This window comes from Nonomuraea sp. NPDC004580 (genome assembly GCF_040609855.1).
GTDB lineage: Bacteria > Actinomycetota > Actinomycetes > Streptosporangiales > Streptosporangiaceae > Nonomuraea > Nonomuraea salmonea.
Genome location: NZ_JBEXLH010000062.1, coordinates 18,308 through 35,394, shown reverse-complemented (window position 1 = coordinate 35,394; position 17,087 = coordinate 18,308). Strand labels below are relative to the sequence as shown.

The following is a 17,087-nucleotide window of genomic DNA, read 5'->3' as shown; positions in this document are numbered from 1 at the left end:
CGTGGTGGCGCACCCCCTCCCGGACGCTTTACTCGACTTCCACCACGGCCTGAGCGAACTGGGCCTCATGCAGCCGGGCGTACGCGCCGCCCGCCGCCACCAGCGACTCGTGCGTGCCCTGTTCCACGATCTGCCCGTCCTCCATGACAAGGATCAGGCTGGCGTCGCGGATCGTGGACAGGCGGTGGGCGATGACGAAGCTGGTACGCCCCTCGCGCAGCGAGCTCATCGCCCGCTGGATGAGCACCTCGGTGCGCGTGTCGACCGAGCTGGTGGCCTCGTCCAGGATGAGGATGGCCGGCTCGGCCAGGAACGCCCTGGCGATGGTGATGAGCTGCTTCTCGCCGGCGCTGACCGCGGCGCCCTCCTCGTCGATGACGGTGTCGTAGCCGTCGGGCAGGGTGTGGGCGATGCGGTCGACGTGGGCGGCCTCGGCGGCGGCCTCGATGCGTTCGCGGGTGGCGTTCTCGGCGCCGTAGCCGATGTTCTCGGCGATCGTGCCGCCGAACAGCCAGGTGTCCTGCAGCACCATGCCGATGTTGGAGCGCAGCTCCTCGCGGGACATCTCGGAGATGTCCACCCCGTCGAGCGTGATGCGGCCGCCGGTCACCTCGTAGAAGCGCATGATGAGGTTGACCAGCGTCGTCTTGCCCGCTCCCGTGGGGCCGACGATGGCCACGGTCTGGCCGGGTTCGACGGTCAGCGACAGGTTCTCGATCAGCGGGCGGTCGGGGCTGTAGGAGAACGACACGTTCTCGAACGCCACCCGGCCCCTGACCTGCTCGGGCCGCGCGGGCTCGGCGGGCTCGGCCGACTGCTCGGGAGCCTCCAGCAGCTCGAAGACCCGCTCGGCGGAGGCGACCCCCGACTGGACGAGGTTCGCCATGCCGGCCACCTGGGTGAGCGGCTGGCTGAACTGCCGGGAGTATTGGATGAACGCCTGCACGTCGCCCAGCGAGATCGAGCCCGACGCCACCTTGAGCCCGCCCACCACGGCGACCAGCACGTAGTTGAGGTTGCCGATGAACATCATGGCAGGCTGGATCACGCCGGAGATGAACTGGGCGCGGAAGCTGGAGCCGAACAGGGCCTGGTTGTGCTCGGTGAAGGTGTCCTCGGCCTCCTTCTGCCGGCCGAAGACCTTGACCAGCGTGTGGCCGCCGTACATCTCCTCGATGTGGCCGTTGAGCTTTCCGGTCGAGGACCACTGCGCGATGAACTGCGGCTGCGACCGCTTGCCGATGAGCGCGGTGACCCAGACCGTCACCGGCACCGTGACGAGCGCGATCAGCGCGAGGACCGGCGAGATCACGAACATCATGACCAGCACCGCCACGACCGTCAGCAGCGAGGTGATGAGCTGGCTCATCGTCTGCTGCAGGCTCTGGGCGATGTTGTCGGTGTCGTTGGTGGCGCGGCTGAGGATCTCGCCGCGCGGCTGGGAGTCGAAGTAGCTGAGCGGCAGCCGGCCCAGCTTGGCCTCGATGCGCTCGCGCAGCCGGGCGGCGGCCCGCTGCACGACGGTCGTGGTCATGCGGAACTGCACGATGCCGAGCGCCGCCGCCAGCAGGTAGACGGCCAGCACCCAGCCGAGCACCTGGGCGAGCCCGGTGAAGTCGATGCCCTGGCCCGGCACGACGTGCATCGAGGAGACCATGTCGGCGAAGGTGTCCTGGCCCTGGGCGCGCAGCCCGGCGACCGCCTGCTCCTTGGTGGCGCCCGGCGGGAGCTGGGCGCCGATGACGCCGGAGAAGATCAGGTCGGTGGCGTGGCCGAGGATCTTGGGGCCGATCACGGTGAGCGCGACGCTGGTGGCGCCGAGCGCGAGGATGACGATCAGCAGCGTGCGCTCGGGCCGCAGCAGCCGCATCAGGCTGCGCAGCGTGCCGCGGAAGTCGAGCGCCTTCTCCGCGGGCCCGCCCATCATGCGGCCGGGCCCGAAGCCGGGCTGGGGTCGGCGCGCGGGCGCCTGGGCCGTCATGCTGCGGCCTCCTGTTCGGTGAGCTGGGACAGGACGATCTCCCTGTACGTCGGGCAGCTCGTCATGAGGTCGGCGTGGGTGCCGCTGCCGACCAGGCGGCCGTCGTCGAGGACGAGGATGAGGTCGGCGTCGCGGATCGTGTTGACCCGCTGGGCCACGATGACGATGGTCGCGTCGGTGATCTCCTCGGCCAGCGCGGCCCGCAGCCGGGCGTCGGTGGCGTAGTCGAGCGCCGAGAACGAGTCGTCGAAGAGGTAGATCTCCGGCCGGTGCACCAGGGCCCTGGCGATGGCCAGGCGCTGGCGCTGGCCGCCGGAGACGTTGGTGCCGCCCTGGGCGATGGGCTCTTCGAGCTGTCCTGGCATCGCCTCGACGAACTCGCGGGCCTGCGCGATCTCCAGCGCGCGCCACAGCTCCTCGTCGGTTGCGTCGGGGCGGCCGTACCTGAGGTTGGAGGCCACGGTGCCGGAGAAGAGGTAGGGCGCCTGCGGGACGAGGCCGACCGCGCGGGACAGCGCGGCGGGGTCGAGGTCGCGGACGTCGACGCCGTCGACCAGCACCTCGCCCTCGGTGGCGTCGAACAGCCGCGGCACCAGGTTGAGCAGCGTCGTCTTGCCGCTGCCCGTACTGCCGATGATCGCGGTCGTACGCCCTGGCCTGGCGGTGAAGGTGAGGCCGGACAGCACCGGCTCCTCGGCGCCCGGGTAGCGGAAGCCGACCGAGCGCAGCTCCAGCTCGCCGTCGTGGCGGCCGGGGGTGACGGGGTTCGCCGGCGGGTGAACGGTCGGCTCGGTGTCGAGCACCTCCTTGATGCGCTCGGCGCAGACCTCGGCGCGCGGGATCATCATGAACATGAACATCGCCATCATCACCGACATGAGGATCTGCATGAGGTAGGAGATGACCGCGGTCAGCGCGCCCACCTGCATGGTGCCGTCGGCGATGCGGTGGCCGCCGAACCAGATGACGGCGACGCTGGAGACGTTCACGACCAGCATGACCGAGGGGAACATCAGCGCCATCAGCCGCCCGACCTTGAGCGAGACGTCGGTGAGCCGGTCGTTGGCCACGCCGAAGCGCTCGCGCTCGTGCGTGTCGCGGACGAAGGCCCTGATCACGCGGATGCCGGTGATCTGCTCGCGCAGCACCTGGTTGATCCGGTCGATGCGCTCCTGCATCGTACGGAACAGCGGCCGCATCAGCACGACGATCGTGCCCACGATGACGATCATCAGCGGCAGCACCACGAGCAGCAGCGACGACAGCGCGGTGTCCTGGCGCAGCGCCAGCACGATGCCTCCGACGCACATGATCGGCGCGGCCACCATCATCGTGAACGTCATCAGCACCAGCAGCTGGACCTGCTGCACGTCGTTGGTGGTGCGGGTGATCAGCGAGGGCGGGCCGAACCTGTTGACCTCCTGCACGGAGAAGGCCTGGGTGCGGTGGAAGACGGCGGCCCGCAGGTCTCTGCCCAGGGCCATGGAGATGTAGGCGCCGTAGTAGACGGCCACGATCGAGCAGACGATCTGGATGAGCGTCACACCCAGCATCAGCAGCCCGATGCGCATGATCGTGCCGGTGTCGCCCTTGACGACCCCGTCGTCGATGATGTCGGCGTTGAGCGTCGGGAGATAGAGCGTGGCCAGTGTCTGGACGAACTGGAAGAGGACGACGAGCGTGATCTCTTTCCCGTACGGCCTGAGCTGGACGCGCAGGAGACGGAACAGCATCAACTGGTGCTTTCTGTGAATGGAGTGGGGGAAGGCCGTACGAGCAGCCCGTCGAGCAGCACGGAGACGATCTCGTCGTCGTCCATGTCGCTGAACTCGTCGCCGGCGGGACCGAACTTGGCCTGGGTGCTGACCGCGATCAGCATGAGCAGCAGGTGCGCCGCGGCCTTGGGCGAGCGGCGCAGCCGGTCACGGTCGGGCTCCATGAGGCCGGCCACCGCGTCGGCGATGTGGCGGCGGCTGCTGAGCAGGTGCTCGGCGAACTCCTTGTCCCGCATCGCCACTTCCCCGACGCCGGCGTGGAGCCTCTCGTTGGTCTTCATGCCGGCGCGCACCAGCTTCACCACCTGGCTCAGCCGGGTGCGCAGGTCGGTCTCGGTGCCGACGGCCTGGATGCGTTCGACGGCCGGTCGCGGGTCGAACGCGTGCATGAGCGTCGCCCGTACGAGTGACGCCTTGTCGGGGAAGACGCCGAAGATCGTGCCCTCGGCCACGCCCGCGGCTTCGGCGATCTTCCTGGTGCTCACCGCGGTGCCGTGTTCGCGCAGCAGCGGGAGCGTGGCGGCGATGAGCGCGGCCCTCCGGTCTTCCGGGGCCATGGCCGGCACCCGTCGCCTCTTCCTCATGCGAAAGAGGCTAATGAGTGAGTACTCGCTCGTTCAACGGGTTTATCCGGAAAAAGCCACCGTCGAGCGCTAAATGCCCTGGTCGGGGGACAGACGGGAGGTCACCAAAATGCCGCGAACCGTCTCCTCCAGCGAACTCTCCGGCCCCACCACCACCACGGCGAGGCCGCGGCGGGCGTCTGTCTGTCTGAGGGCGTGGGCGACGGTGGATTCGCCGGAGCCGGAGTTGCCGCGGATGACGACGAGGACGGTGTCGGGCGAGCCACACAGCACGTCCGACACCGTACCTCCGGGATCAGGCGGCGGCGCCGAGGTAGCCGTTCGGGTCGAGGACGTACTTGCGGGCCGCGCCCTCGTCGAACTCCTGGTAGCCGCGCGGCGCCTCGTCCAGCGGGATCGGCGTCGCGTTGACGGCCTTGGCGATCTGGACGCGGTCGTGCAGGATCGCCTGCATGAGCCGGCGGTTGTAGCGCATGACCGGGCACTGTCCCGTGGTGAAGCTGTGCGACTTGGCCCAGCCGAGCCCGATCCTGATCGACAGCGACCCCTGCTTGGCGGCCTCGTCTGCGGCGCCCGGGTCGCCGGTCACGTACAGGCCGGGGATGCCGAGCGCGCCACCCGCCCTGGTGATGTCCATCAGCGTGTTGAGCACGGTCGCCGGATGCTCCGTCTGCGCCTCGCGGCCGTGACCGCGCGCCTCGAAGCCGACCGCGTCCACGGCGCAGTCCACCTCGGGCTCGCCGATGATCTGCTCGATCTGGTCCTTGGGCTCGCCCTGCGAGACGTCCACGGTCTCGCAACCGAAGCTGCGCGCCTGCTCCAGTCGCTGCTCGTTGAGGTCGCCGACGACGACGACGGCTGCTCCGAGCAGCAGCGCGGACGCGGCGGCGGCCAGTCCGACCGGGCCGGCGCCGGCGATGTAGACGGTCGAGCCGGGCTGCACGCCGGCGGTCACGCAGCCGTGGTAGCCGGTCGGGAAGATGTCCGAGAGCATGGCCAGGTCGAGGATCTTCTCCATCGCCCGGTCCTTGTCGGGGAACTTCAGCAGGTTCCAGTCCGCGTACGGCACCAGCGCGTACTGCGCCTGCCCGCCGATCCAGCCGCCCATGTCGACGTACCCGTACGCCGAACCGGGCCGGTCGGGGTTCACGTGCTCGCAGATGCCGGTCTTGCCCTCCTTGCAGTTACGGCACCGGCCGCAGGAGATGTTGAACGGCACGGACACGAGGTCACCGGCCTTGATGAACTCCACACCGGGGCCCGTCTCGACGACCTCGCCGGTGATCTCGTGGCCGAGCACGAGGCCCTGGGGCGCGGTCGTACGGCCCCTGACCATGTGCTGGTCGCTGCCGCAGATGTTGGTGGCGACGGTCTTGACGACGGCGGCGTGGGGCAGCTTGCGCCCGACGTTGCCCGGGTTGACGCCGGGACCGTCCTTCAGCTCGAAGTCGGGATAGTCGAGCTCGTGGACCTCGACCTTTCCTGGGCCTTCGTACACGACTCCCTTGTTGCCGGGCATGGGGAACTCCCCCCTTCAGAAGGTGACGGGCGTACGGTTCTCGACGGCCTTCCTGATCACCCCCCTGCCCGCGACATTGCGACAGAAGTTGAAAAAGACGTATAAACCGCCCTCTCCTGCCGAATATACCCACCGCTTTCTGCCCGCTTCCGACTGTGACCGACTAGGGGCCCGCCGTTGACCGAGACCTGCCGTAGCCATGGAAGAAGCTTTCATGGATCCGAAAACTATCGGTCGCCATAGAAGCATGTGAGATCCATTGTTTCCCGCCTCATTACTCATGCCTGTCCGAAACATTTCTGTCAGGCGTTGACACATTTCGGTGCCGTTCTCACAATGACCGCAGGTGCAGCCCCCTAAGACGATCAAAGGGATCAGCATGATCGACCGGAGACGCCGCAGCGCGCTCGTCACCGCGCTCTTAGGCGCGATCCTCGCCACCTGCCTCGCCGTCACCGCCACCTCAGCCGTCGCGGCCCAACGCCACGCCGCCGCAGCGGACTGCAGCGCCGGGTACGTCGGGCTGACGTTCGACGACGGGCCCAATCCCGGCAACACGCTCAACCTGCTCAACGCCCTGACCTCGAACGGCCTGCGCGCCACCATGTTCAACACCGGCCAGAACGCCCAGAACAACCAGAGCCTGGTCAGGGCGCAGCGCGACGCGGGCATGTGGATCGGCAACCACAGCTGGTCGCACCCCCACCTGACGCAGCTCGGCAGCGCGCAGATCACCTCCGAGCTGCAGCGCACCCAGCAGATCATCCAGCAGGTCACGGGGAGCGCGCCGCGGCTGTTCCGGCCGCCGTACGGGGAGACCAACGGCACGGTCAGGGCCATCGAGCAGCAGCTCGGCCTCACCGAGGTGCTGTGGGACGTCGACTCCCAGGACTGGAACGGCGCGAGCACCGCCCAGATCGTCCAGGCCGCGGGCCGCCTGCAGAACGGCCAGGTCATCCTCATGCACGACCAGTACGCCGCCACCCTGGCCGCCATCCCCCAGATCGCCGCGAACCTGCGCAGCCGCAACCTGTGCGCCGGCATGATCTCCCCCAGCACCGGCCGCGCCGTCGCCCCCGACGGCGGCGGGGGCCCCACCACCCCGCCGCCCGGCGACTCCTGCACCGCCGCCATCACGCCGGGCCAGCAGTGGGGCGACCGGTTCAACCTGTCGGTGACGGCGTCGGGGTCGAACTCGTGGATCGTCACGGTGACGCTGAATTCGCCGCAGCGGGTCATCGCCACGTGGAACGGCAGCCCGTCCTGGGACTCCAGCGGGCGCGTGATGACGATGCGGCCGAACGGCAACGGCAACACCTTCGGCTTCACCGTCCAGCACGGCGGCAACTGGACCTGGCCCTCGGTCTCCTGCCGCACCGCCTGACGACCGCCTGACGACTGCCCGACGACTGCCCGACGTCCCGTCCGGCCGCGCCGCCTGGTGCCCTTTCCGCCGCGGCCGGACGGGGGGAGGCGGCGGGTCCTTGAGCCGGGGCCCGCCGCCGGCCGCTCAGCGCGGGGCCGCCAGGGGGAGCAGGATCTCCTCCACGAGCGTGACAACGTCCTCGGCGGTCGCGGTCCTGGCCGGCTCCGACGCCAATGAGGAGCTGGGCGACGCGCTCGCCGTCCCGTACGGGGAGAGCCTGCACGACGAGCTCATCGACGGCGACCCGCTCGCGGACATCACCGCCACGCGCAACGTGCTGCGGGTGTGGTGCGCCGGGGTCGAGCGGTCATGACCGTGCCGGGACCCCCAGGCCCGGGACGATCATGATCGTTCGTACGGTCAGGAGCCGTCACCAGCCCCAGCCGTCTCCCCAGGGGCCGCCCCAGCCCCACCAGCGCCTTCTCCTCCAGCGCCAGCGGCGCCTCCGCCAGCGGCATCGCCAGCCGTGTCGGCCGCAGCCGCCCCCTTGCTCGAATCCGGGACCTCCAGCCATGGTCGTTCCTCCCCCGTAGCTTTGCTCCCTTCGTGTTCAGGCTAGGCCAGCAATCACCACAAACTGGGGCATATTTCGCGATTTCACGGTGCCTTGACGGCGATATCACTACGTAAAGCGGCTACCGGACCGCGCCCGCCTCCGCCTCCATCCAGGCCGCGATGTGCCGGGCGTAACTGTCCGGGAGGGGCAGCGGGTCACCGCCGATGGTGAACACCGCGCACAGGATGTTCACCCCGAACAACCGGTCCCAGACCCTGGCCCGGCGATAGGTGTCGGCGTCCACGGCCGCCCGCACGTTCTCCCAGCCGTGCCAGCCCATGAACGCGGCGTCGATCGCCGGGTCGAACAGCTGCGCCCGGTCCCAGTCGAGCACCCCGACCAGCGTGCCGTCCTGCGCCCAGTGCACGTTGTCGCCGGCCAGGTCGCCGTGCACCAGCACGTCGGGCACCGTCTCCAGCTCCAGCGCCGCGGCCAGCCTGCGCTCCGCCTCGGGCCGCAGCCCTTCCGGCAGCCGGGGCAGCACCTCGTGCTCCAGCACGCGCGCCCAGTGCCCGTCGTGCGCCCTGGGCGCGGGCAGCAGCCCGCGCAGCTCCTCCGTCACCGGCAGCTCGCGCAGCGCCGCCAGCAGCCCGGCGATCTGCCCGGGATCGCCCTGGCCCTCCGGCAGCCCCGTACCGTCGAGCCAGGAGACCGCCACGGCCCTGCGCTCGCCGAAGTCGGTCACCGGCGTCAGCGGCTCAGGCACCTCGAAGGGCGGCCCGGCCGCCCGGACCGCGCGCAGGATCTCGACCCCGCGCGGCATCTGCGCCGCGCCGAGCGGGCGGCGGGAGACGCGTACCGCCGCCACGCCCGGCAGCAGCACCACGTCGTGCACCCCGCCGGGACCGCGCCGCGCCCGGTCCAGCGGCGCGCCTGGCACCAGCGCGTCGGCGATCTCCAGCAGGTCGTCGGTCAAAGGTTCTGGCTCGTTCACCGCGCGAGCCTATCCGCCGCCGAAGGATCAAACCTGCCCAAGGGGCGCGTGTCACCGCCGGGGCGGCGGACCGCGCATGCCTAGCGTGAGGGCATGCACGAACGGTTGCGCCACCGCTGGGCGGCTCTCAAGGAGTCGCCGTACGGGCCGGCCACCGTGCTCATCCTCATCGTCTCGGCCGGAGCCGGGCTGTTCGCGGGCTCCTACACGTACGCCATGGCCAACCCCACCCCGCATCGGATCCCGGTCGCGGTGGTCGGGGTGAGCCACGAGACCGTGCGCGGCAGGGCGTTCGCCGCCGGCCTCGAACGGCAGCTCAACGCCTCGCTCGCGCTGATCTACCAGCCGTCACCGGCGCACGCCCGGCAGCTGGTCGAGGAGCAGCGGGTCTTCGGGATCCTCGTGGTGCGCGGCTCGGACGTCAGGCTCGACGTCTCCGGCGCCGCGGGCGCGTCGGTCGCGCAGGTGCTCACCCAGGCCGCGCCCGTGGCGGCGGCGCGCATCGGGGTCCGGCTGACCGTGCGCGACATCAAGCCGCTGCAGCGCGGCGACCCGCGCGGGCTGGCGCTGTTCTACATCACGCTGGCCGCGGTGGTCATGGGGTTCATCGGCGCCGTCCAGCTCAACGTGCACGCGGGCGGGCTGACGCCCTGGCAGCGCATCGCGGCCGTCCTCACGTACTCGGCGCTCGGCGCGCTGGCCATCGTCGCCGTCGTCGACTGGGTGCTCGGCGCGCTCAACCTGCCGATCATGGAGTCGTGGTTCATCCTGGCGCTGACCATGTTCGCGTCGGGGATGGTGTTCACCATGTTCAACACCCTCGTCGGACGCTGGGCCATGCTGCCGACCTGGGGACTGATGGTGCTGCTCGGCAACCCGTCGTCGGGCGGCGCGGTGTCGTGGCCGCTGCTGCCCTCGCCGCTCGGCGCCATCGGCCGCTGGCTGCCGCCCGGCGCCTCGGTCAACGCCCAGCACACCGCCGTCTACTTCGGCGGCCACCAGCGGCTGATGCCGTTCCTCGTCCTCGCTGTGTGGGCGCTGGGCTCGATGGCGGTCTTCCTCATCCTGCGCGAGCGCCGTCCCGGCTCATGACCGCAGGGCCGCGGGCGCGGCCACCCGCATGGCGAGCAGGGCGACGTCGTCGCAGAACCGCTCGCCGCGGTGCGCGAGCAGCCGGTCGCACATCTCCTCCAGCGGCACGTCGCGCAGTTCGGCGGCGGCGCGCGCGAGGTCGGCCATGCCCGCGTCGATCCCCTCAGGCGGCTCCTCCACCAGGCCGTCGGTGTAGAAGATCAGGTTCGAGCCGGCCGGGACCACCTGCTCGTGGTCGGGACGCGGCAGATCGGGGGCGACGCCGAGCGGGTGGCCGGCCTCCGCCCGCAGGTAGAAGGCCGCGCCGTCGTCGGTGACCAGCAGCGGCGGCGGATGGCCCGCGCTGGACCAGCGCAGCAGCCACTCCGTGTCGCCGCGCTCCTCGAGGCGGGCCACCAGCACCGTCGCCATCGGCCCGCCGTGCAGGCCGTGCAGCACCTCGTCCAGGCGGGCGAGGATGCGGGACGGCGGCCGGCACAGCTCGTACGCGATCACCCGGAGCATGTTGCTGATCTGGCTCATGACGACCGCCGAGCGCACGTCGTGACCCATCACGTCGCCCACCACCAGGCAGGCCACGCCGTCGGGCAGCATGACGACGTCGTACCAGTCGCCGCCGACCGGCGGGATCGCGGTGGAGGGGCGGTAGCGGGCGCACGCCCGCAGGCCGTTCATGTCGGGCAGCTCGGGGAGCAGGCTGCGCTGGAAGGACTCGGCGCCGCGGCGGATGCGCTCGTACAGGCGGGCGTTCTCGATGGCCACGCCGGCCGCGCTGGCCAGGGCCGCGATGAGCCGCTCGTCGTCGCCGGTGAACGGGCCGCCGCCGCGCTTGTCGGCGAAGTACATGTTGCCGTAGACGGTGCCGCGTACCAGGACGGGCACGCCCAGCAGGGACTTCATCATCGGGTGTGAGGCCGGGTAGCCGCGGAAGGCGGGATGCGTGGTCACGTCGTCGATGCGCATCGGGCGGGGCCGCGAGACCAGCTCGGCCAGCAGGCCGTGGGCGGTGGGCATGCGGCCGATCGCGTCGGCCACCTCGTCGGGCACCCCGTAGGTGACCAGGTCGCTGAACTGCCCCTGCTCGTCCAGCACCCCGAGCGCGCCGTAGCGGGCGTCCACCAGGTCGGCCGAGACCTCCACGACGGTGCGCAGCGCCTGGTTCAGCTCCAGCTCGGAGCTGATCGCCAGGATCGCGTCGAGCAGCCGCTCCATCCGGCCGTGCAGCTCCTGGATCTGACGCAGGCCCGCCCGCATGCGCTGGACGCTCTCGGCACCCAGCGGGCCGAGGTCCGCACCGTACGCGCCGCCGTCGCGCTCCTGCTCGCTCACCTCCACCCCCCGAGATGCCGCCGCCCTCCCCTCATGCCCCGTGCCCCTGGCATGACACCTGGTCACAGGCCCGCTCGATCAGGGGTCCGGTCTTGACTCTCAGCATTCACCCAGCTTGACCCTTTAGCGTTATGGGATGGTTACCAACGTGGCCGCCGAGAAGGGCAGCGGCCTGCAGGGGCACGAACGGCCGGCGGCCCGGCGGCAGACCTGGCTCGACGCGTTGCGCGGTGTGGCCGTGCTGGCCGTGCTCTTCGAGCACCTGCTGGACGCGCTCTTCCCCGAGGTCCGCGCCAACGTCAGCCCGTGGTTCGACTTCGGCCAGTACGGCGTGATGGTGTTCTTCCTCATCAGCGGCTACGTGGTGCCGGCCTCGCTGGAGCGGCGGGGCAGCGTCACCGGGTTCTGGGCGGGCCGGTTGTTCAGGCTCTATCCGCTGTGGATCCTGGTGGCGCTCGCCGGGACGTTGTTCGGGCTGGTGCCGGTCTACTGGGAGCTGCCCGACCAGGTCGCCGACCACCCGCTCACGGGCGCCCTCGCCCACGTGACCATGATGCAGGACTTCCTCCAGGTGCCCGGCGTCGTCAACGTGTTCTGGACGCTGTCGTACGAGATGGTCTTCTACCTGCTGGTGACCGCGCTCTTCCTGCTCGGGCGGGGACGCCCCCGCACCACCGGCGTGCTCGGCGTGGCGGTGACGGGCGTGCTCGTGGGCGGGATGCTGCCCGCGGGCGCGCTGTCGGGCGCGCTCGGCGTCGAGGTGACCGTCGTGGCCGCCACCGGCGTGGGGGTGCTGGGGCTGGCCGCCGTCCTCATGGGCGGTCACCGTCTCCGCCTGGCCGGCGGCGCCGCCGTGGGGGCGCTGGCCATCGTGCTGCTGTGCGTCAACAGCCGGATCGGCGCCTGGCAGAGCGTGGCGATCCTGGGCACGATGTTCGCCGGCACCGCGCTCTACCGGCTCGACCACGGGCAGCTCAGGCGCGGCGTGGGGCGCTGGGTGATCGGGCTGGTGCCGGCCGCGTCCATCGCCGCCGCCTTCTGGTACGGCCCCGGCTGGGGCATGCCGGGCGACGAGGCCATGGCGTTCCGGTGGAGCTGGTCGGCGGCGCTGGCGGCGGCCTGGCTGACGTTCCTGGCCTGCCGCCTGGTGCGCTCGTACGCGATGCCGCACCCCCTCGTCCGCCTCGGGCTGATCAGCTACTCCGTCTACCTGCTGCACCCCCTGTTCATCCAGGTGCTGCGGCGGCTGGTCCCCGACCCCGGCCCGGTGCCGCTGCCCACCCGCATCGGCTATTCGCTGGTGGTGTGCTGCACGGTGGTGGGGTCGGCCGCCCTGTCCTACCGGTACGTCGAGCGGCCGGCCCACGCGTTCGGCCGCCGGCTGACCAGGCCTGCGGTCAGAGCGTCGAGCTGAGCCCCTGCGCGATCTTCCGCAGCTCGGCCTTGACCACCGTGGCGCTCTTGAGGTCCTTGGCGTAGGTCGGGCTGAACGAGATCTCCGCCCACTGCCGCTCCTTCAGCTGCACGAACATCGTCGGCGTGCCCTTCATGCCGTCCTCGCCGACGTTCTGGACGACGAGGTATCCGGCCCGGCCGCCGACGGTGACGTCCTCGCCGTCCCCTTCGCTCCGGTATATCTGGATCCGGTCGGTGAGCTCCAAGGAGGCGTCGTTCTCGTACATGTAGATCTGGACGCAGTAGAAGCCGTTCTTGTCGCCCTTGTAGTCGTAGCCGGCGCTGTAGCTGTCACCGAAGTCGATCGACCAGCGCTGCCACCGCAGGCGCTTGGGCAGGTAGCCCACCTTGACGTGGCCGAACTCCCGGCCGTCGCCCAGGTCACCGAGGTCCGGCGGGTCCGACCGCATCGGCGGGGTGTCGTCGATGGCCGGCGGCTCCACCGTGGCCGTCACCTGGTCGGGGAAGGTCGCCAGCGAGCCGGCGGCCACGTACCCGACCGGCATGGCCGCGATCACCGCCACCGACAGGGCCGCCGCGGTCGCGCTGAGCCTCCTGCGCCGGCTCCTGGTGCGGGCGACCACCCGTTCCAGCAGGTCGGGCGCCGCGTGCAGATCCGCGGTCGCCTCGGCCATGAGCCGGCGCAGCTCGTTCTCAAGCGTGGGCATTGCTGATCACTCCCTCCACGTCCGCGCCGCCGAACGCCGCACGCAGCTTCGCCATCGCCTTCGACGCCTGGCTCTTCACCGTCCCCGTCGAACAGCCCAGCACCTCGGCCGTCTGCTGCTCGCTGAGGTCCTCCCAGTAGCGCAGCACGACCACCGCGCGCTGCCGTGGCGGCAGCCTGCGCAGCGCCTCCATCAGGACATGCCGCAGGTCGGCGTCCGTCGTGCGGGCCGCGCGCTCCGGCGGGGTGTGCACGGGGATGAAGCTGAGGATCGCGCGGCGGCGGGCGCGGCTGATGGAGAGGTTGATGATGGTACGGCGCACGTAGGGCTCGGGGCTGTCGTGGCGGACTCTGTCCCAGTTCCGATAGGTCCGCTCCAGCGCGGTCTGCAGCACGTCCTCGGCCTCGCTCGCGTCACCGCACGCGAGGTACGCCACGCGCAGCAGGCTCGTGCCGCGCGCCGCCACGAACGCGCCGAAGTCGTGTTCCGCGCCGTTCACGATCGTCTGTCCAATGTCACGCCCTCTGATACGCCCGGGCCGGGAGTCGCGTTGCCCGGCGGTCGGCGATTATTTCGCGGGCAACCTCCGGCCGGGCCGGGGCGTATAGGAGGGCGTGACGAGACGTACGAGAATCGCGGGCCTCCTGGCGACCGCCGTCGCCGCCGGACTGGCCCTCGGCGCCGGCATCATGACCGCCTCGACCGCCGCCGTGTCACCCGAGGGCGCCTACTGGCACACCCGGGTCATCCACGCGTCGGAGCATCCGTGGCAGTTCGGCACCAAGGCGGACCCCTACCGGCTGACCGAGCGGCAGATCATAGAGGACTGGGCCACCCGCGACGGCCGGTTCTGGACCGGCAGCAGGGAGCTGGGGGCACGGCCGATCAGCGCCGCCGACGAGCAGGCGTGGCAGCGTGACGGCTCCCCCGGCAAGTGGAGCGAGTCCATCGACGGCAAGACAGTGAAGCTGTCCACCCAGCCCGCCAACGGGCACGTCACGCCGAACCGATCCTCGACGCAGTTCTTCCTGGCGGGGCAGCGGCTGACGTACGAGGAGGTGCAGCGCCTGCCCGCCGACGCCGAGCGCCTGAAGGACTGGCTGCGCCAGGCCGGCCGGGTCCACCGAGTCCCGGAGAACGGCCTGGACTCGTGGGTGACGTCGGCGCTGCCCCTGCTCCTGCACGACCTGCCCGCTCCGAAGGAGGTCCGCACCGCCGCGTACGAGACGCTGCTCACGATGCCGGGCGTGCGCGCCGCCGGCCAGGCCACGGACGCGCTCGGCCGCACCGGCAGCGCCGTCGTGTACATACGCCAGGGGGACAAGAACGCGACCACCCAGCGGTTCATCGTGGACACCGAGCGGATGATGCTGCTGTCGTACGGCTACGCGACCGACAACCCTGACCGGCAGCCGGCCGGCAGGGACGAGACCACGGTGGTGGAGGCCGGCTGGACCGACGCGCCACCGGCGGTCCCCGCCCTCCCCTGACCGGCCGGCGGGCAGGTGAGGGCATGGCGATCTTCCGGGTTCCGCTCTACGCTCCTGACAACGGTCATGTGTCCCGGGGAGCGTTCATGACCGGACCCAGCTCGATGCGCGTGATCATCGCCGGTGCCGGCATCGCCGGGCTCACCGCCGCTGAGCCGGTGACGGCTCGGCGGCCGGCCGCGACTCGTGCCCGCGGCCGAGCCTGCTGGGCCACCAGGCCCGGCCGCCCAGGTCGCGGACGAGCGCCGGCACCAGCAGCGACCGCACCACGAGCGTGTCGAGCAGCACGCCGAACGCGACGATGAACGCGGTCTGCACGAGGAACGTCAGCGGGATCACGACCAGCGCGGCGAACGTGGCCGCGAGCACCACGCCCGCCGAGGTGATCACCCCGCCGGTGCTGACCAGGCCGCGCAGCACGCCCTCGCGGGCACCGTGCGGCTCCGTCTCCTCGCGGACCCTGGACATCAGGAAGATGTTGTAGTCGACGCCCAGGGCCACCAGGAAGACGAACCCGTACAGCGGCACCGACGCGTCGCTGCCGGTGAAGCCGAGCAGGTGCTCGAAGACGAGCATCGAGACGCCGAGCGTGGCCAGGAAGTTCAGCGCCACGGTGGCGACCAGCAGCACGGGCATGGCCAGCGAGCGCAGCAGCACGATGAGGATGAGCAGGATGATCACCAGCACGACCGGGACGATGAGCAGCGTGTCCTTCTTCGCGGTGTCGGTGGTGTCGAGCTGCTGGGCGCTGTAGCCGCCGACCAGCACGCCGCCCTCGGAGTGCAGCGAGTCGCGCAGCCGCTTGACGGTGTCCTTGGCGGCGTCACTGTCGGGCTCGTCGCGCAGCGTGGCCTCGATCAGCACCTTGCCGTCGACCACCTTGGCCGCGCCGCCGGGACGCCCGCTCTCGCTGACCGGCGCGGCCTCGAAGACGCCGTCGACGGCCTTCGCCCTGTCCGTCACGGCGGCGGCGCGCTCCTCCGGCGCGACGATGACGGCGGGCTGGCCGGAGCCGCCGGGGAAGTGCTCGCTGAGCGCCGCCTGGGCGGCCACGGAGGGCGCGTCGTTGACGAACGTCTCCTCCAGCGGCACGCCGCGCGCGTTGAGCTGGGGCGCGAAGAGGGCGAGCGCGGCGAGCGGCAGCACGGACGCGGCCCACACCAGGCGCGGCCTGCGGTCGATGAGCGTGGCCACGCGGCCCCAGATGCCGCTCGCGCCGGCGTCGGCCGGGCGCGGCTTGGCCGGCCACAGGGCGGCACGGCCCAGCAGGACCAGGGTGGCGGGCAGGAAGGTGAGCGCGCTGAGCGCGGCGCAGGCGATGCCGATGGCGCCGACCGGGCCGAGTGCGCGGTTGTTGGTCAGGCTGCTGAGCAGGAGGGCGAGCAGGCCGAGCGCCACGGTGGCGGCGCTGGCCACGATGGGCTCGATCGAGCGGCGCAGCGCGATGCGCCCGGCCGCGAACCTGTCGCGCCCGGCGGCCAGCTCCTCGCGGAAGCGGGCGGTGAGCAGCAGCGCGTAGTCGGTGGCCGCGCCGATGACGAGGATGGACAGGATGCCCTGCACCTGGCCGTCCACGCGGACGATGTCGCGGTCGGCCAGGAAGTAGACCACGGCGCAGGCCAGGCCGAGCGCGAAGACGGCGCCGGAGATGATGATCAGCGGCAGCAGCACGCTGCGGTAGACGGCCAGCAGGATGACCAGGACGGTGACGAGCGCGACGCCGAGCAGCAGGCCGTCGATGCCGGAGAAGGCGTCGCCCAGGTCGGCCCTGGTGGCGGCGGGGCCGCCGAGCTGCGTGGTCAGACCCTCGACGGGGACGGCCCCGCGGATGCGGTCCAGCACGTCGCCGAGGCCGCCGCTGCTGATGTCGGGGCTGAGCTGCACGATGCCCTGCAGCGCCTTCTCGTCGTCGGAGGCGAAGGCGGGGGGAGGGGCGCCGACGACGCCGGACGTGCCGCGCAGCGCGGCGAGCGCCTCGGTGGCCGCCGCGGTCTGCTCGGGAGTGACGGCGGCGCCGTCCGAGGTCCAGATGACGATGACGGGTTGTGTGTCTCCCTGCCGGAACTTCTCCTGCACCTGCAGAACCCGCGTGGATTCGGCGCTCTCGGGCAGGAAGGCCGCCTGGTCGTTCGTGGAGACCTCGGAGAGCTTGCCGGCGAACGGTCCGAGACCGCCGCCCACGGCCAGCCAGGCCAGCACCAGCAGTGCCGGGACGAGCCGGCGGATCGATCGCCGCGCCATGCGGGGTCACCCTTTCGCCATGCTCAGTAGCTCGACT

Annotated in this window: 15 protein-coding genes; 5 read left to right on the top strand and 10 right to left on the bottom strand. The window is 71.1% G+C overall.

Features of this window, described 5'->3' with window-relative positions; genetic code table 11:
• Positions 1–28: 28 nt before the first annotated feature.
• The 5 genes from ABZW11_RS38315 to fdhA form a co-directional block, all read right to left on the bottom strand.
• Positions 29–1,981, bottom strand: coding sequence for an ABC transporter ATP-binding protein (locus tag ABZW11_RS38315; RefSeq protein WP_355428631.1), 1,953 nt, complete (start codon positions 1,979–1,981; stop codon positions 29–31).
• Positions 1,978–3,714: an ABC transporter ATP-binding protein gene (locus tag ABZW11_RS38310; RefSeq protein WP_355428628.1), complete on the bottom strand. Its 1,737-nt coding sequence runs from the start codon at positions 3,712–3,714 to the stop codon at positions 1,978–1,980. The genes ABZW11_RS38315 and ABZW11_RS38310 overlap by 4 nt, the downstream gene beginning before the upstream one ends.
• Positions 3,714–4,340 (bottom strand): helix-turn-helix domain-containing protein, encoded by a 627-nt coding sequence (locus ABZW11_RS38305; protein ID WP_355428625.1) that lies wholly within the window; start codon positions 4,338–4,340, stop codon positions 3,714–3,716. Before ABZW11_RS38305 ends, ABZW11_RS38310 begins: the two co-directional genes overlap by 1 nt.
• A 69-nt stretch (positions 4,341–4,409) precedes the next feature.
• Positions 4,410–4,622 carry a hypothetical protein gene (locus tag ABZW11_RS38300; RefSeq protein WP_355428622.1) on the bottom strand — a complete coding sequence of 71 codons (213 nt, stop codon included), beginning with the start codon at positions 4,620–4,622 and terminating at the stop codon, positions 4,410–4,412.
• A gap of 13 nt (positions 4,623–4,635) precedes the next feature.
• Entirely contained in the window at positions 4,636–5,859 is a 1,224-nt protein-coding gene (gene fdhA / locus ABZW11_RS38295; protein ID WP_355428619.1) for a formaldehyde dehydrogenase, glutathione-independent, read from the bottom strand.
• A 379-nt stretch (positions 5,860–6,238) separates the two neighbouring features.
• Here fdhA and ABZW11_RS38290 point away from each other — a divergent pair, with 379 nt between their 5' ends.
• Together ABZW11_RS38290 and ABZW11_RS38285 are read left to right on the top strand one after the other, a co-directional pair.
• Positions 6,239–7,243, top strand: coding sequence for a polysaccharide deacetylase family protein (locus ABZW11_RS38290; protein WP_355428617.1), 1,005 nt, complete (start codon positions 6,239–6,241; stop codon positions 7,241–7,243).
• A 169-nt stretch (positions 7,244–7,412) separates the two neighbouring features.
• Positions 7,413–7,598 carry a hypothetical protein gene (locus ABZW11_RS38285; RefSeq protein WP_355428614.1) on the top strand — a complete coding sequence of 62 codons (186 nt, stop codon included), beginning with the start codon at positions 7,413–7,415 and terminating at the stop codon, positions 7,596–7,598.
• 322 nt (positions 7,599–7,920) lie between these two features.
• Here ABZW11_RS38285 and ABZW11_RS38280 read toward each other — a convergent pair whose 3' ends face one another.
• On the bottom strand, positions 7,921–8,775 hold the full coding sequence (locus ABZW11_RS38280) for a phosphotransferase (RefSeq protein WP_355428611.1): 855 nt from the start codon (positions 8,773–8,775) through the stop codon (positions 7,921–7,923).
• Positions 8,776–8,868: 93 nt separating this feature from the next.
• Between ABZW11_RS38280 and ABZW11_RS38275 the strand changes: the two genes are divergently transcribed.
• Positions 8,869–9,867 carry an ABC transporter permease gene (locus ABZW11_RS38275; RefSeq protein WP_355428608.1) on the top strand — a complete coding sequence of 333 codons (999 nt, stop codon included), beginning with the start codon at positions 8,869–8,871 and terminating at the stop codon, positions 9,865–9,867.
• On the opposite strand, the gene ABZW11_RS38270 is transcribed toward ABZW11_RS38275, so the two are convergent.
• Positions 9,862–11,196, bottom strand: coding sequence for a GAF domain-containing SpoIIE family protein phosphatase (locus tag ABZW11_RS38270; RefSeq protein ID WP_355428605.1), 1,335 nt, complete (start codon positions 11,194–11,196; stop codon positions 9,862–9,864). The genes ABZW11_RS38275 and ABZW11_RS38270 overlap by 6 nt on opposite strands.
• Positions 11,197–11,332: 136 nt before the next feature.
• On the opposite strand from ABZW11_RS38270, the gene ABZW11_RS38265 reads away from it, so the two are divergent.
• Positions 11,333–12,610 (top strand): acyltransferase, encoded by a 1,278-nt coding sequence (locus ABZW11_RS38265; protein ID WP_355428603.1) that lies wholly within the window; start codon positions 11,333–11,335, stop codon positions 12,608–12,610.
• Here the strand turns inward: ABZW11_RS38265 and ABZW11_RS38260 are convergent.
• Complete coding sequence (locus ABZW11_RS38260; protein WP_355428600.1) at positions 12,594–13,319, bottom strand: hypothetical protein; 726 nt, start codon at positions 13,317–13,319, stop codon at positions 12,594–12,596. The genes ABZW11_RS38265 and ABZW11_RS38260 overlap by 17 nt on opposite strands.
• Positions 13,306–13,818 (bottom strand): SigE family RNA polymerase sigma factor, encoded by a 513-nt coding sequence (locus ABZW11_RS38255; RefSeq protein ID WP_355428597.1) that lies wholly within the window; start codon positions 13,816–13,818, stop codon positions 13,306–13,308. The genes ABZW11_RS38260 and ABZW11_RS38255 overlap by 14 nt, the downstream gene beginning before the upstream one ends.
• A 115-nt stretch (positions 13,819–13,933) precedes the next feature.
• Between ABZW11_RS38255 and ABZW11_RS38250 the strand changes: the two genes are divergently transcribed.
• A complete protein-coding gene (locus ABZW11_RS38250; RefSeq protein ID WP_355428595.1) occupies positions 13,934–14,809 on the top strand; it encodes a hypothetical protein in 876 nt (291 codons plus the stop codon).
• Positions 14,810–14,950: 141 nt separating this feature from the next.
• Here ABZW11_RS38250 and ABZW11_RS38245 read toward each other — a convergent pair whose 3' ends face one another.
• Complete coding sequence (locus ABZW11_RS38245) at positions 14,951–17,050, bottom strand: MMPL family transporter (RefSeq protein WP_355428592.1); 2,100 nt, start codon at positions 17,048–17,050, stop codon at positions 14,951–14,953.
• Positions 17,051–17,087 lie beyond the last annotated feature (37 nt).

What these genes read in the sequence shown, in the direction of transcription:
- fdhA (WP_355428619.1), bottom strand. Translation starts at nt 5,859, where the DNA reads ATGCCCGGCAACAAGGGAGTCGTGTACGAAGGCCCAGGAAAGGTCGAG.
- ABZW11_RS38245 (WP_355428592.1), bottom strand. Translation starts at nt 17,050, where the DNA reads ATGGCGCGGCGATCGATCCGCCGGCTCGTCCCGGCACTGCTGGTGCTG.
- ABZW11_RS38290 (WP_355428617.1), top strand. Translation starts at nt 6,239, where the DNA reads ATGATCGACCGGAGACGCCGCAGCGCGCTCGTCACCGCGCTCTTAGGC.
- ABZW11_RS38275 (WP_355428608.1), top strand. Translation starts at nt 8,869, where the DNA reads ATGCACGAACGGTTGCGCCACCGCTGGGCGGCTCTCAAGGAGTCGCCG.
- ABZW11_RS38305 (WP_355428625.1), bottom strand. Translation starts at nt 4,340, where the DNA reads ATGAGGAAGAGGCGACGGGTGCCGGCCATGGCCCCGGAAGACCGGAGG.
- ABZW11_RS38265 (WP_355428603.1), top strand. Translation starts at nt 11,333, where the DNA reads ATGGTTACCAACGTGGCCGCCGAGAAGGGCAGCGGCCTGCAGGGGCAC.
- ABZW11_RS38310 (WP_355428628.1), bottom strand. Translation starts at nt 3,714, where the DNA reads ATGCTGTTCCGTCTCCTGCGCGTCCAGCTCAGGCCGTACGGGAAAGAG.
- ABZW11_RS38315 (WP_355428631.1), bottom strand. Translation starts at nt 1,981, where the DNA reads ATGACGGCCCAGGCGCCCGCGCGCCGACCCCAGCCCGGCTTCGGGCCC.
- ABZW11_RS38260 (WP_355428600.1), bottom strand. Translation starts at nt 13,319, where the DNA reads ATGCCCACGCTTGAGAACGAGCTGCGCCGGCTCATGGCCGAGGCGACC.